The 13320-nt window shown below is 38.3% G+C and carries 18 protein-coding genes; 1 reads left to right on the top strand and 17 read right to left on the bottom strand.

Annotated elements, in window-relative coordinates; genetic code table 11:
* From H5058_RS13865 to H5058_RS13785, 17 genes are all read right to left on the bottom strand, one after another.
* On the bottom strand, positions 1–269 hold a 269-nt coding region (locus tag H5058_RS13865; RefSeq protein ID WP_182678663.1), incomplete at its 3' end, for a transposase domain-containing protein.
* A 132-nt stretch (positions 270–401) separates the two neighbouring features.
* Complete coding sequence (locus H5058_RS13860; protein ID WP_008166804.1) at positions 402–677, bottom strand: HU family DNA-binding protein; 276 nt, start codon at positions 675–677, stop codon at positions 402–404.
* Between the two features lie 209 nt (positions 678–886).
* Entirely contained in the window at positions 887–1426 is a 540-nt protein-coding gene (locus tag H5058_RS13855; protein WP_182678660.1) for a DUF3833 domain-containing protein, read from the bottom strand.
* A 1-nt stretch (position 1427) separates the two neighbouring features.
* Positions 1428–1919, bottom strand: a complete 492-nt coding sequence (locus H5058_RS13850; RefSeq protein ID WP_041454935.1) for a chalcone isomerase family protein — start codon at positions 1917–1919, stop codon at positions 1428–1430.
* A gap of 53 nt (positions 1920–1972) precedes the next feature.
* Positions 1973–2473 (bottom strand): DUF2878 domain-containing protein, encoded by a 501-nt coding sequence (locus H5058_RS13845; protein WP_011330084.1) that lies wholly within the window; start codon positions 2471–2473, stop codon positions 1973–1975.
* Positions 2451–3713, bottom strand: a complete 1263-nt coding sequence (locus H5058_RS13840) for a cyclopropane-fatty-acyl-phospholipid synthase family protein (RefSeq protein WP_182678658.1) — start codon at positions 3711–3713, stop codon at positions 2451–2453. The genes H5058_RS13845 and H5058_RS13840 overlap by 23 nt, the downstream gene beginning before the upstream one ends.
* A gap of 44 nt (positions 3714–3757) precedes the next feature.
* Entirely contained in the window at positions 3758–4495 is a 738-nt protein-coding gene (locus tag H5058_RS13835) for a DUF1365 domain-containing protein (protein WP_182678656.1), read from the bottom strand.
* Positions 4488–5744, bottom strand: a complete 1257-nt coding sequence (locus tag H5058_RS13830) for an NAD(P)/FAD-dependent oxidoreductase (protein WP_011330081.1) — start codon at positions 5742–5744, stop codon at positions 4488–4490. The genes H5058_RS13835 and H5058_RS13830 overlap by 8 nt, the downstream gene beginning before the upstream one ends.
* Positions 5741–6451, bottom strand: a complete 711-nt coding sequence (locus H5058_RS13825) for an SDR family NAD(P)-dependent oxidoreductase (protein WP_011330080.1) — start codon at positions 6449–6451, stop codon at positions 5741–5743. The genes H5058_RS13830 and H5058_RS13825 overlap by 4 nt, the downstream gene beginning before the upstream one ends.
* Positions 6452–6453: 2 nt before the next feature.
* Complete coding sequence (locus H5058_RS13820) at positions 6454–6882, bottom strand: nuclear transport factor 2 family protein (RefSeq protein WP_182678654.1); 429 nt, start codon at positions 6880–6882, stop codon at positions 6454–6456.
* Between the two features lies 1 nt (position 6883).
* The gene (gene phrB, locus H5058_RS13815) at positions 6884–8290 is read right to left on the bottom strand and encodes a deoxyribodipyrimidine photo-lyase (protein ID WP_182678652.1); all 1407 of its coding nucleotides are present in this window, start codon (positions 8288–8290) and stop codon (positions 6884–6886) included.
* On the bottom strand, positions 8290–9243 hold the full coding sequence (locus H5058_RS13810) for a DUF523 and DUF1722 domain-containing protein (RefSeq protein ID WP_182678650.1): 954 nt from the start codon (positions 9241–9243) through the stop codon (positions 8290–8292). The genes phrB and H5058_RS13810 overlap by 1 nt, the downstream gene beginning before the upstream one ends.
* Before the next feature lie 24 nt (positions 9244–9267).
* On the bottom strand, positions 9268–9942 hold the full coding sequence (locus H5058_RS13805) for a ChrR family anti-sigma-E factor (protein ID WP_182678648.1): 675 nt from the start codon (positions 9940–9942) through the stop codon (positions 9268–9270).
* Positions 9935–10558, bottom strand: coding sequence for a sigma-70 family RNA polymerase sigma factor (locus tag H5058_RS13800; RefSeq protein ID WP_011330075.1), 624 nt, complete (start codon positions 10556–10558; stop codon positions 9935–9937). Before H5058_RS13800 ends, H5058_RS13805 begins: the two co-directional genes overlap by 8 nt.
* Before the next feature lie 69 nt (positions 10559–10627).
* Complete coding sequence (locus H5058_RS13795; protein WP_011330074.1) at positions 10628–11206, bottom strand: LON peptidase substrate-binding domain-containing protein; 579 nt, start codon at positions 11204–11206, stop codon at positions 10628–10630.
* 219 nt (positions 11207–11425) lie between these two features.
* The gene (locus H5058_RS13790; protein WP_179806885.1) at positions 11426–11698 is read right to left on the bottom strand and encodes a hypothetical protein; all 273 of its coding nucleotides are present in this window, start codon (positions 11696–11698) and stop codon (positions 11426–11428) included.
* Positions 11699–11914: 216 nt separating this feature from the next.
* Positions 11915–12256 (bottom strand): hypothetical protein, encoded by a 342-nt coding sequence (locus H5058_RS13785; protein ID WP_011330072.1) that lies wholly within the window; start codon positions 12254–12256, stop codon positions 11915–11917.
* Positions 12257–12425: 169 nt separating this feature from the next.
* Between H5058_RS13785 and H5058_RS13780 the strand changes: the two genes are divergently transcribed.
* Positions 12426–13055 carry a hemolysin III family protein gene (locus tag H5058_RS13780; RefSeq protein ID WP_182678646.1) on the top strand — a complete coding sequence of 210 codons (630 nt, stop codon included), beginning with the start codon at positions 12426–12428 and terminating at the stop codon, positions 13053–13055.
* Positions 13056–13320: the final 265 nt, after the last annotated feature.

Here is a 13320-nt window from a genome sequence, read left to right as displayed (position 1 = left end):
CTAGGGGCAACTAGTTTCCCTTTACCTGGTAAGGCGATGTCCATTTTAGAGGCTATATCCCAAACAGATTCATGACGAAATAAACTCATACCAATCACAGACCAAACGACAGCATCGAGTGGTAAACGACGTTTACGAACGGTGGCGACACCCGATTTTTCAAAAGCTTGGTTAAGTAATTCGGGATCTAATATGCCAGATAAGTTATCAAGCGCTGTAAATTCCTCGGCAGATGAGAAAGTGGTCGAAAGAGCTGTTTGAATATCCATAAAAAATCCGTAATTAGCGAAACTAATTACGGATTATTCACGATCATTTAGATCGGTCAACAGATCAATTAACCTTAACTGATCGGCATTAGCTAAAAGGCCCTCTTTTCATTTAATTAGATAAACCTACAATTAAAGGTTTACTTGATCTTTAAGACCTTTACCTGCTTTAAAGCTTGGGATAGTTGCCGCTGCGATTTGGATCTCAGCACCCGTTTGTGGGTTACGGCCAGTACGTGCTGCACGTTCTTTAACTGAAAAAGTACCAAAACCAACTAACGCTACTGAATCACCTTCTTTTAAAGAAGAAGTTACAGCGCCAGTAAACGCGTCAAGAGCGCGTGTAGCAGCGGCTTTAGAGATTTCTGCATCAGTAGCAATTTTTTCAACTAATTGAGCTTTATTCATTATTTGATTCCTATTCGTTATTATTTTGCCTTCGCAAAACCTATCTTTATGCATTTTTGAAGAGTTAGCAACAGCAAATTGCATTTTTTGCTTAAAATCTTATAAAATGCGTAAAATTAAAATAATTATCGGTAAAATACAGCGTGTTGAGTTAACAAAGACTTAATTTAAGTGCAATTTTAACGCAAGTTAAACCACAAAGTCATAAGCTATATTTTTTCGATAACCAAGGTAACTTCCCCAACTTCGATACCAAATTTAACAATAGACGTACGGTTTATCAAGCGAGTTTGTGTTACCAAGTACATCCAATCATCAAAGTTTACCGTTAAAGTGCTGCCATCGTACGGCAGTTCAACAGCGTAATTCCAATGAAATACACTGCCATCACTTTTCCCTTTAGCTGTACCTAAAACATCATCTGCAGTGCCGGTTAAACTCTTGTCATCATTGAGTGTTACTTTCCAAATACGTTTTTGAGTTTCACCATCGTCATAAATAAAATCTTCTTCTATAACGCCTTGGTTGCCCTCCCAGCTTGCATGCATGTCAACCACGAGCTTGCGGGTTAATTCACCTTTATAGTCTTGTACAACGCCATAGGCTTTTAAATTTCCGCTAAAAAACGTTTTAAAGTCAAATTCTGGAGAGGTGTTATTGTAATGTTCGACATTGGGGGCAGAGCAACTTACCAATAACAGCGCACATATAGCGGCAAAGGTTACTTTTGCATAATTTAAAATCGTCATATTAATTTCCTAATAATTGCTTTCGAAGTGCGGGCTCAGAGGTATTTTCGCTCAGCCAAATCGCCAAAAAGTCAGCGGCAAAGCCAGGCTCATTAATTTCACCAATGTGTTTATCATTATGATAAAAAACACTAAGCCCTTGCTTGTCTGTTACGAGCGTTAACGACTCGCCTTTTTTTATATTTGGCCACATCGCTAATAATTTATCGCTATATTGCGTTGTTAGCTGTTTTTTACCTAAATGTTGCCACTGCTCGTTGGTCGCTTTTACTATGTCTTTAGCAGCAAAGTCACGCAAATAAGTCAGCTTAAATTTAATCGGATTATCGCCTAGCTTATACTCTCCTGTTGTAGTAAATAATGTAGCGTCGTATACATCCCAAAATAAATACTCCATCCGCGCATCCCCTACCTTCGTTAAGCTAATTTGTGCCACAGCAACACAACTCGTTGTGAGTAAACAAATACACAGTACTTTAAATATAGCGTTCATGGTAAATCCCTTCAGGTAAGTGAATAATCATACGGGAGCGGCAAGGGCGAGGATCAGCGAGTAATAAGTAATTTAAGTTTTAAATTTGCTAAAATAATTAAAGTAAATACAGCAGCCCAAAGAGCACCGTATACCAGCCAAAACTCCAATAGTGGCAGGCCTAAATTTAGCACTTCAAAGCGCGCGCCGGCCCAGTAACTTGCAGGGGAAAACACAAGGCAAATAATAAATACTTGCCAAAGTTTTAGTGAGATTAAAAAGCGCATTGAGGTGTTTATGCTAAGCAGTAATGCAAACCACAATAAGGCAAGCCAAACAGGAAATGGGGATACTTTAAACTCTAATAAGCCACTTTTAACGGCAATAAACTCGCTCAATAAAGCCAAGGGCAAAGCCACTAAAACCAGTAATGCGTCGTGCTTCTTTTGTTTTGATAAATAAAACATCAACGCAATAATAGCGCTACTAAACACAACAGAGCTTGATTCAAGCAGTAAGGATAAAAACCACACTGCTTGAAATAACACAAAATTAATAACCGAGTGCAATTTCATCATCAGTACTGATAAAACGTGGTTTACGCGCCATTAAATGCACGGTACTAGTTGCACGTGCTCTAAATGCACCTTCGCAGTAAGCAAAGTAAAATAACCACAAACGATAAAAGCGCTCATCAAATTTAGAGCTGTCTAAGTCTGGCCAGCTTTGTATAAAGCGCGTACGCCAATCGGCAAGTGTACGTGCATAATGGGCACCAATATCGTTTACGGTATGAATAACCATATCGGTATTATTTTTAATTTGTTCACTCATTTCATTTAACGATGGCAAACAACCACCAGGAAAAATATATTGCTGAATAAAATCTGAATTTTTTAAATAATGTTTATAACGCTGATCACCAATAGTAATCGCCTGAATAAGCATAGCGCCATCATCTTTTAATAACGCACTACATTGAGTAAAAAAACTTGGTAGGTAATCGTGCCCTACCGCTTCAATCATCTCAATTGAAACCAGTTTATCGTATTGCCCTTTAAGTGAACGGTAGTCTAATTTAAGCAAAGTTATTTTATGTTCAAGCCCAAGTTGCTTCACTTTTTGTTCAACATAGTCGTGCTGCTCATCAGATATAGTCGTGGTAGTAACATAGCAGTCGTAATGAGTAGCTGCATAAATTGCGAATGCCCCCCATCCGGTGCCTATCTCTATTACCGAGTCGCCTTTTTGTAGTTCAACTTGTTCACAAATTCGTTGTAACTTATATTGTTGAGCTTGCTCTAAGGATGCTTCTTTTTCGGGATAGACTGCACACGAATAGAGCATTTCTTTGCTTAAAAACGATTCGTATAAATCATTCCCTAAATCATAATGAGCAATAATATTTTTTTTCGAACCCGATTCTGAGTTTTTGTTTTTTAAGTGATTTAAGCGATTGACGATATTACTGAAAAAAGAAAATTTTTTTTCAAAAGCATCTAATTGATTTTGATTAATCGCAAATATTTCGATCAGCTGAGTTAAGTTATCGCAAGACCATTGTCCTAAAATATAAGACTCGCCTGCGCCCACACTACCCGACAAACAAAATGCTTTGTACATTGCTTTATTATTAACAGTAATCGTTACTTTTGCAGCTGACGATAAATCGCCAAAAGTACTGCGTTCGTTATTATCAACTAACGTTATGTGCCCTGTTTGAATCGATGAAAAGGCTTTAAATACTATTTTTTTATATAAATTAGTAAGCCAGCTTCGATTATTTTGACAACGTAAATGCGTCGCTTTTTCCATAAAATCACCTATATTATTACTCTTAAACAACATAACAACTTGCTTTATGGCTTACCTGAGTGGCCTAAAAAAGGCACTCTTTTAATAAACAACTTTAATGCTTGATAATAAATACCCTTAAAAATTGACCAAGTCATCGCCGGAAAACGTTTAAGCAACCTACTTACTTGTTGCTCAGTTAATTCGTGGCGTTTTAACCTTAGTGTAGCGTCGAATAATACCTGCTCGTCGCGTATATTTTTAATCTGTATTAATGCTTTATCCTGCGTTTGTCGAATATGCCAGTGGTAGTTCATGTCCAAGTCCATAAAAGGTGATACGGAAAAGGTTTTCTTAAAGTTCACTTTTTTTTCTAACGGAACTAAATAATAGTGGCGTTCATTCCAAGGTGTGTTGCTAACCTCTGCGATCATGTAACTAAATTTTGTATCGTTATCGCCAAAAAAATAAAAATTTACTGGGCTAAAGTAAATACCTAAACAGCGTAATTGCCCCAGCATATAAACATGGCTAAAGGTTTTTTTAACACCTAGCTTTGCAAGGTGTTTGCGCGCGCGCTCTACTAACGAAAAGGTATTTAATTGCGGGTCTTTATTTAGATAGTCTGCTTGGTTAAATTTAAGAGCTTTAAAACCTGAACTGCCCAATTGGCTATGCACACCGTTTAATTGCTGTGGGTTATTTAAATCAACCCACATCATGTACAAAGGGTAACTAAAGCTATGGCTTTTAACCGCAAAACGGCGATGTTTTACATCGCCTAAATATACAGCGCTAGTCAAATTCAACCCCAAGCTGTTTGGCAACGTCTACGCCACTATGCACCCCATCTTCGTGAAAACCGTTATACCAATACGCACCACAAAAATAGCTATTATTTTTCCCGTCAATGCTATGCTTTTGTTGCTGCGCAGCTATCGATTCTTGGTTAAATACTGGGTGATGGTAAGTAAATTCACGTAATATCTTACTCTTTTCTATTCCTTGTAGATGGTTCAATGTTACACAAAACTGCGTATCTGACTGTAACCCTTGAAGTATATTCATTTGATACGTAACAACAGCCGCTTTATCGGTATTATTATTGAGTAAATAATTCCAACTAGCCCAGGCTGCTTTTCTGTCGGGTAATAAATTAGTATCGGTATGAAGCACCACTGAATTTTCGGTATAAGGAATAGCGCCCAACACTGACTTTTCTTGCTCGCTGGCATCGCCCAATAACGCTAACGCCTGATTTGAATGACAAGCAAATATCACTTTATCAAACTCGCTTTGCTCACCATTAGCAAACACAATGGTTACTTTATCGGCAGCTCTAGTTACTGATTTAATATCTGTATTGAGTTTAATTTTGTCGGCAAAGCCTCTAATTAGCGGGTTAATATATTGACGAGAACCACCGGGTATTACATACCATTGCGGCCTGTTTACTACATCTAATAAGCCATGATTAAAAAAGAATTTAACAAAAAATTCAACGCCTACATTTTGCATTTCTTTAATGCTGGTAGACCAAATAGCAGCGCCCATAGGTAAAATATAATGATATTTAAAAAAGTCGTTAAAATTATGCTCACTTAGTAGCTCACCTAATGAGTGATCGGCTTTATAGCTGCCTTGCTCGTGTATTGTTTTACATAATTTATTAAACCTAACTATGTCGTACAGTAAACGCCAAAACTTTGGTCTAAAAATATTACGACGCTGTGCAAATAAACTCGTAAAGGTATGGCCGTTGTATTCAAAACCTGTTGCATCGTTATGCACACTAAAACTCATTTCTGTTTCTTGCTTATCAACGCCAATACGCGCTAATAACTTTTCAAAATAAGGGTAGGTTCTGTTATTAAATACAATAAAACCAGTATCAATAGCGTGTTCAATACCATCAACTTGCACATCAACCGTAGCCGTGTGGCCACCAATGTAATTGTTTTTTTCAAATAGCGTTACATCATAGTGCTTATGCAATAAATGCCCACAGGTTAAACCTGAAACGCCAGTGCCAATTATAGCTATTTTTTTCAACGCGCTAGTCCTTTTGCAATTTTGAGCCACAGCGGCAATGGTAATATGCGCAGTGCTTTTAATATTAGTGTAAAACGATACGGAAAATGCACTTCTTTACGACGCTTGTGTATGCCTTTTATCATGTAGTCTGCCGCTTTTTGCGCTGTAACGGCCATAGGCATAGGAAAGTCATTTTTATTAGTTAGAGGGGTTTTAACAAAACCAGGATGCACTAAGGTTACATCAACGTCATTTAAATCAATTGCTAAGCTTTTAGCCAAGTAGCTTACACCCGCTTTAGAAGCGCCATACGCCTCTGAGCGAGGTAGTGCTAAGTAGGTTACACTTGAGCTGACTAAGACCAGCTGGCCACCACTATTTATTTTAGGTAATAAAGCTTCTAAGCAATACCCCATAGCCAGTAAATTAACGCTAATGACCCGCTCAAATAAGGCGCTGTCAAAATTTCGTGCATCGTCAACGTATTCGCAGTTACCAGCATTGAGTATGACCCGATCAAAATGAGCAAAGCCAATGGTAGCCGACTTTATTTGTTGTAAATTTGTGGCATCAAATTGGCAGGTTTGAATGTTGTTATGCTTAGCAAGCTCAGCTAACTTTTCGCTGTTACGACCGCAAGCAATAACAGTATCGCCTTGCTCGGCATATTTTATTGCTAATTGTTCGCCAATACCTGAGGTAGCACCGGTAATAAGTGTGATCATAATTAGCCCGCCCTTTTATCTATTAGTTTAATAACACTGCCTAATAAAGGAATATGCTTATACAGTAGCTCGCCTACGTTAAAATAGTCGCGGTGCTCAATTATTTTGTCACCGTTAAATGTAAGCTTACTGTGCCCCTGCACAGTAATTGTGTTTCCTGAGGCTAATTTAGGATGCACATAATGCATACTCCAATACACAAAGGCGTTATTGGCAACACTAAATGAGTCGGTTATATCAAACTGGCAATGCGTAACATTGCTATACAAATTAGCAAAGTATTTGCGCAGCTCAACAATGCCATTAATGTTGTGCATTGGGTCGGTAAATTGTATATCGTCGCAGTAAATTTCACTTAATAAATCAAGGTTACTATTATTAAGTTTTTGATATATATCTACAAACTTATCTACTGGTAACTGGTTATCCATATCATACCTTAAATGCTGCTAGGGCACGCTCTCGCGCCGCTTTATGATCAACAATTGCTGGCCAATAACACGAATCACTTTGCCCCAATGAGGCTAAATAACTATGTGGAAAGTGAATGTGTTTATCTGGCACGTTTTCAAGCTCTGGTATGTATTTACGAATAAATTCGCCGTTTGGATCAAAGCGTTCACTTTGTCTTATAGGATTAAAAACTCTAAAGTAAGGCTGTGCATCACACCCGGTACTGGCCGCCCACTGCCAACCACCATTATTAGAGGCCAAATCGCCATCTATGAGGTGTTGCATAAAAAAACGCTCGCCTTTGCGCCAATCTATAAGTAGGTGTTTAGTTAAAAAGCTAGCAACCACCATGCGTAAACGGTTATGCATCCACCCGGTTTGCAAGAGTTGCCTCATCGCAGCGTCAACAAGCGGGTAACCTGTGCGGCCTTCGCACCATGCTTTAAATTCGTCATCGCTGCTACGCCAAACTACCGCGTTATACTTTTCGTTAAAATTATCGCCACGCGAAAGCTTTGGAAATTGCGCAATTAAATGTCGATAAAATTCACGCCAAATAAGCTCATTAACCCAAGTAAAGGTTTTGCTTTTTGAAGTGCTTAAAATATCCGGGTAGCGCTGCTGTATATTTATTAATAATTGCTTAGTACTAATAATACCTAGCGCTAAATAAGGGCTAAGGCCTGAGGTGCCTTTAATACTGGGAATATCACGGTGATCGTCGTAACTTGTTAGTTTATCGCAAATAAAGTTATCGACCACAGTGGCCAATGTTTTATCATCAACGGGCCATTTTTCAGAGCTGCTATCGCCTTTGAGTAAATTTGTTTCGTTTTTGCTTAACTGCGCACCGCCGCTAACGTGCTCTACAGGCCACTGCGGCAAAGAAAAATGCACCTCAATGTACTGTTTTAACCAAGCGCGCTTAAATGGCGTAAATACTTTGTACATTTCGTTGCTTTGGTTTTTAACGCTGCCTACCGGGGCAATTAAATCGCCTTCGTACAAGGTAAACGTAATAGAAAGCTCATCGCACTTTGCTAAAATGGCTTTATCGCGGTTTACTTCGTTTAGCTCATACTCGGTATTAGCAATTACATGCTGAACATTATTAGCCTTACAAAAATCAATGAGTTGAGTTTCGCAATCAGTAAAGTATGGTGCGTCAATAATGTGTAAGGTAATACCGTGATCAGCAAGTTGCTGGTGCAGATAAGTAATGCGACGTTTAAGTAAGTCAATTTGTATTGGCGCGGCTTGATGCAGCTGCCATTGTTTTTCGCAGATAAAAAAAACAGCGTGTTTAGCGCCATTATTAAGCGCTTGAATTAGCGCCTCATTAGAAAAAAGGCGCAAATCGCGCCTAAACCAAAATAGTGTGTTCATTAAATACCGTAGCGTAGTTTTAGCTCATGAGGATAAGGATTAAAAAACACTTGTTTTTCAAGATACTCGTTTGGGTGCACCTTTAAATGATGCTTTAGCAAAGTAAGTGGCACGTAAAGAGGCACTAAACCATCGCTGTATTCATCAATTGCTTCTCGCATTTCTTGTTTTTCGACTGACGATAAATCTTTTTTAAAGTAGCCCTGTAAATGCATTAAGGTATTACAATTATTTTTGCGTGAGGCTGGCTTTTTAAGTCCATTCATCAAACCTAAAATGTACTTATCAGCAAGCTCGGTTACGTCATCACCTAAAAACGTGCCTAACAAATGACCTAGATCGCGGTAAGCTTGGTAATTATGCGCCATTAACAAGTATTTGTATTGCGCATGAAACTGGGTTAAGCGATGAACGTTCAATGGCTGTTGTATTAATTTTTGCCAATTTTTAAACGTATACACTCGCATTACAAAGTTTTCACGCAAGTGCATGTCGTTTAAACGGCCATTTTCTTCGCACGGTAATAATGGATTGTGCTTCATTATTTGCTCTGCAAAAAAACCAACACCTTCTGATGTGTTACCAGTGCCCGCTTCGTTGTATATTTTAATGCGCTCCATGCCACAGCTTGGGCTTTTAGCACAAAACACAAAACCGCTTAGCTCTTTCGCTTGTTCGGTTGCTACTTTAATACCGTAAGCAGTAAGTTGTGGGCCAACGTCGCCAGAACCATCAGGGCGACACACTTTAATAGTATCGCCTACTCGTACTTGGCGAATAGTAGGCCTTGGAATAGGTAAACCTACCGCAACCTCTGGGCAAAAGCGCGTATATTCAACATGCTTTGCAAACTCATCCATACAAAAGTTTGAGCGTTTATGGCCTGTGTCAAAACGCACTTTTTCGCCTGCTAGGCATGCACTAATGCCTATTTTAATTGTATCAGCTTGCATAATATCCCTAATAAACTGTATATATTAGTAAATTAAATTACCAATTGGGTTAAGTAACTTACTCAGCCCTTTATTAAAATGTAGCGCACTACTGACTACTGTAAAGCATAAACAGCCTTCTTTTGTTACCGGTGTGTGCAGATGGCTGCCATCTTGCCAAATAAAATCACCCGGTACGTAGCTACCCTCTTCGTCGCTAAACTCGCCGTTTAGTAACAAAGTAATCTCAAATCCGGTATGAGTATGCTCTGGTATTTCTCCACCCGCAGCAATGTGCAATAAGCTGGTACGTAATGGGCCATCATCTAGGGCAACGCGCGAGCGGGCTAGTTTGCCAACTTGAGTAAATTTGCTGTGCGAAATACGTGTTAAAGCACGCGGCAGTTGATAATTTTGCTGGTTTATTTCAACAGCAATTGGTTCAACTTCGTATACTTCATCAATACTGGTATCGCTGGTTATTAAGTCAAATAAGCTTGAGCTTTCTTGCTCAAAATAACCACTAGTATCATCCTTAGCCTCTGAAAGTAATGCATCGTTAAACACTTCAGCTGCATTATCAGCTTCAAGCTTTGTTACTTTTTCTTGGCATACTGGGCACATATCTACGTGTATAGACACAGCTAAACTTAATGATGCGCTAAGTGATGCACTGCAATATTGTGTCAGTAAAGTATCACTCGGGTGATGTTTAATCATGCTGATCTCCCATTTCATTACGTAATTTTTGCAAGGCTAAACGTAACCGTGATTTTACCGTGCCTACTGGAATATTAAGTTGTTGTGCAAGTTGTTCTTGCGACATATCTTGAAAATAAACACCTCTTACTACTTCCCGCTGAGCTACTGGTAGCTTTTCAAGGTAGCGTTTAATTTGTTTATCTTCTAAATGATCTGTGTATTCGTGATGCGTATTTTGCGATTCGTTCAATAACGGCCAAATATCTTCGCTGATGTTTTCTTCTTTATTGCTTTTCATTTTGCGCAGCATATCAAACGAAGCATTTCGCATTACCGTGTAAACCCAAGTAGTCGCAGCCCCTTTGTCACTATTGTACAAATGTGCTTTACGCCAAACCGATGTTAGTGTTTCTTGCACTAACTCCATTGCTTGAGCTTCAATACCAAATTGCTTGATACCAAAACGTTTAATTTTTGGCGAAAAATATTCAAATAAATAAGCAAATGCTTTTTTATCGCGGCTTTGTGCAACATCAATTAATGCTTGCATCAATTCCTTACTTGGCGTTTCTGGCATGGCAGTGTACTTACCTGTATTAGGTTCACAACGTAATGATTGTTGTTGACTTACCATAGTAATTTATCCCGTTATTGCTTTAGTACATGTAAATACGGGCAATAATTAAATAAGGATCAAATTAAATTAGGCAAATTCGTTATTAATCACAGTATGGAGGAAACTTAGTAAGTTATCAAAGTTAGTTTCAAACGCAAGTTGCTGTTTTTTCTCAATAGATATAGGTAACAGCTCAAGCCATCGTGCAGCAACCCAAGTAAGCTTGTCAAAATAGGTTTGTTTATATAACGAACTAAGCTCTGGGTTATTAGTGAACACTTCACGCAGCGTATCTTGTAGGCGTTTATGCTCGCCAATATTATTGTTTGCCTCTGTGTACCAATAAGGCGTATTACAGTTCGACATTAAACCGTAGCGCAGTTCTTGCTCGTCTTGAAACACATCGTTTATTTGCACACTTTGAGTAGCACATACATCTATAAGTAGCATGCCATTATCATCTTGATCAAAGTCAATAATGTTCATTAGGCAACCTTGGGCGCTGATATTAAATGGCGTGTCGTGCTCAAAACTACAAAGCACAAATCCAATGTTTTCTTTTAATGCGCTTTTAACCATATTTAAATAGCGAGGTTCAAATATGCGCAAACGCGTATAACCGTCAGGGAGGATAAATAAGGGTAATGGAAAAATCGCACGTTTCATAAAGTCTACTTGTTTAAAACATTCTGCCTTCATTTACGTGCGCTTTAACTAAGTCGATCAGCTTTTATTAAACCAATGTTAAATATTAAACCACGCTCCCATACTTTTAAGTAATTGCACCGAATAATAAGCGCTGATCATACTTACAACAGGCGCCAGCATTAAAGCAAATAATCCAAATTCACTGCTCATAGGGTTATTCCTTATAATTGACGTATATTATTGCACTGGTTTAACGGTATTTTCGGTTTTAATTTCAGCTTGAGTATCGGTAATTAATGGCTCACTTAACCAGCTATTAAGCATAGTTTCGGTATTAAAAGTAAGCGTGTCTTTTATTGAGTTTTCAAGCTCTATGGTGGTTTGCGATATATAGCTGGTAATTGTTTGTGTGAGCATATCAGTTACATCAAGGTCAACTTCGGTTGCGTTTGCTTGCAACGAACCTAATACTAATAAACTTGCCATAGCGATTTTAATTGAATGTTTCATAATGGATTTCCTTGTTTGTGTATTGTTTCGACTCAATTACATACTCAAGGGATGTGCCACACTAAATTTAAATTGTAACCAATTGTTTATAAAGCAGATTTAAATATTAGTAGCAGAAAATGAAATTCAGCGTTGGTTAATATAACTAATTAATTTAACTTTTCAGCTAAATTTTAGTTAATATAACACGCTTTATTTATGCGCCAATACCGCTGTTTATTTAACCGCCTTTCTACCTAACCTGTAAGCATCTACTATGCTCAAAAACCAAATAACCAACATTAAGTAAATATACTGGTATTGCCCTAATGCTGCACAGTGCGCTGATGGGTGCTTTACTGCAGCCAAAATATCATCAAAGCTAGCACCGCCCCTTGTGTTTACTATGTCATTAGCTATGCATTGCGCCATTGCATACACCTCTTGTAAAGTTAACAGTAGTAAAACCGAAAATACTCCCGCAAAAATAGCGCCTATTAAATGCTTTTTTAACGCAAAGTGCCCAGCACCTGGGTAAATTAAAGCGCTAAGTAATGCTGCTTTAAAGCTTTTTTGCATAATTTTCCTTTAAGTAACAGTTGAGTGTTCAGCCTATTTTGTAGTAAAACATATTGAATTAATAAGCCTTTAAAGCAAGCGAAAGTTTGCCCTTATGTTTGCTTATAATAATTGAAAGATTCAGCGTACACACGTACACTGAAAACAATTAAAAGTGGTAGGATCAGTTATGTCATCGAATGCGCCCTATTCGCGTAAAGAAGAACAGCTCAATGTAATTAGCCATGCAATAGGTGTGTTATTTGCTTTCTGGGTAATGTGGGATCTGTTTAATCAATCAAGTAGCACTAAAGCCTATATAAGTGCAACGGTTTATAGCGCCAGCATCTTTATTTTGTTTTTATCATCTACTTTATATCACGCCAGTGTACAACCTAGGCTCAGGGCATTTTATAAAAAGTGCGACCACTGCGCTATTTATATTCTTATTGCCGGTACTTACACTCCCTTTTTACACCTGTCGTTAACAGGTGTTTGGTCTTGGGCAACCCTCACCTTTATTTGGTCAGTGGCACTTGCTGGCGTAGCGTATAAAGTTTTAGTTCACAATGGTAATAAAAAAGTCTCCCTTGCCACCTACTTACTCATGGGATGGTTTGCACTCGCCATTATTTATCCGCTTTACTTAGTTATTAATGTAAACGCATTATATTGGCTACTCGCCGGCGGCATTTTTTACAGCCTAGGCACAGTATTTTACAGCGCCAAAAACACCCAATTTAGCCACGCCATTTGGCACTTATTTGTTATTGCCGGCTGCGTTTGCCACTATGTGGGCATTAGTCGTTATGTGTATTGAAGGGGAAGCGTCCTCTGATAAAGCCGATAAAATAGTGAATAAGGTTTATTTTATTTATTAAATTGATGCTTAGTTTAGCCAATTATTTAAGCCAATCTATAATGCAAAACGCCTAGATTAATTGATGCTGCCTTTTTTCGTTGGGTTCACTGCGCCTAAACCAACCTACGTAATTTCATATTAAAGCTATTGTTGTGGGGGAGTGTTCAGCAAAAATAAATTTTAAATACGCTACACTGTTTATTAATTCTACCTCTCCTAATTA

The organism is Pseudoalteromonas sp. SR45-4, from assembly GCF_014163535.1.
Taxonomy (GTDB): domain Bacteria; phylum Pseudomonadota; class Gammaproteobacteria; order Enterobacterales; family Alteromonadaceae; genus Pseudoalteromonas; species Pseudoalteromonas nigrifaciens.
Note: the sequence above shows the minus strand (reverse complement) of the source record. Positions and strands in the feature narration are given on the sequence as shown.

Excerpts from the sequence above, each read along its gene's own strand:
- H5058_RS13850 (WP_041454935.1), bottom strand. The coding sequence starts at position 1,919 with ATGAACGCTATATTTAAAGTACTGTGTATTTGTTTACTCACAACGAGT.
- H5058_RS13790 (WP_179806885.1), bottom strand. The coding sequence starts at position 11,698 with ATGAAACATTCAATTAAAATCGCTATGGCAAGTTTATTAGTATTAGGT.
- H5058_RS13785 (WP_011330072.1), bottom strand. The coding sequence starts at position 12,256 with ATGCAAAAAAGCTTTAAAGCAGCATTACTTAGCGCTTTAATTTACCCA.
- H5058_RS13780 (WP_182678646.1), top strand. The coding sequence starts at position 12,426 with ATGTCATCGAATGCGCCCTATTCGCGTAAAGAAGAACAGCTCAATGTA.
- H5058_RS13855 (WP_182678660.1), bottom strand. The coding sequence starts at position 1,426 with ATGACGATTTTAAATTATGCAAAAGTAACCTTTGCCGCTATATGTGCG.
- H5058_RS13860 (WP_008166804.1), bottom strand. The coding sequence starts at position 677 with ATGAATAAAGCTCAATTAGTTGAAAAAATTGCTACTGATGCAGAAATC.
- phrB (WP_182678652.1), bottom strand. The coding sequence starts at position 8,290 with ATGAACACACTATTTTGGTTTAGGCGCGATTTGCGCCTTTTTTCTAAT.
- H5058_RS13820 (WP_182678654.1), bottom strand. The coding sequence starts at position 6,882 with ATGGATAACCAGTTACCAGTAGATAAGTTTGTAGATATATATCAAAAA.
- H5058_RS13825 (WP_011330080.1), bottom strand. The coding sequence starts at position 6,451 with ATGATCACACTTATTACCGGTGCTACCTCAGGTATTGGCGAACAATTA.
- H5058_RS13845 (WP_011330084.1), bottom strand. The coding sequence starts at position 2,473 with ATGAAATTGCACTCGGTTATTAATTTTGTGTTATTTCAAGCAGTGTGG.
- H5058_RS13800 (WP_011330075.1), bottom strand. The coding sequence starts at position 10,558 with ATGGTAAGTCAACAACAATCATTACGTTGTGAACCTAATACAGGTAAG.
- H5058_RS13805 (WP_182678648.1), bottom strand. The coding sequence starts at position 9,942 with ATGATTAAACATCACCCGAGTGATACTTTACTGACACAATATTGCAGT.
- H5058_RS13840 (WP_182678658.1), bottom strand. The coding sequence starts at position 3,713 with ATGGAAAAAGCGACGCATTTACGTTGTCAAAATAATCGAAGCTGGCTT.
- H5058_RS13810 (WP_182678650.1), bottom strand. The coding sequence starts at position 9,243 with ATGCAAGCTGATACAATTAAAATAGGCATTAGTGCATGCCTAGCAGGC.
- H5058_RS13795 (WP_011330074.1), bottom strand. The coding sequence starts at position 11,206 with ATGAAACGTGCGATTTTTCCATTACCCTTATTTATCCTCCCTGACGGT.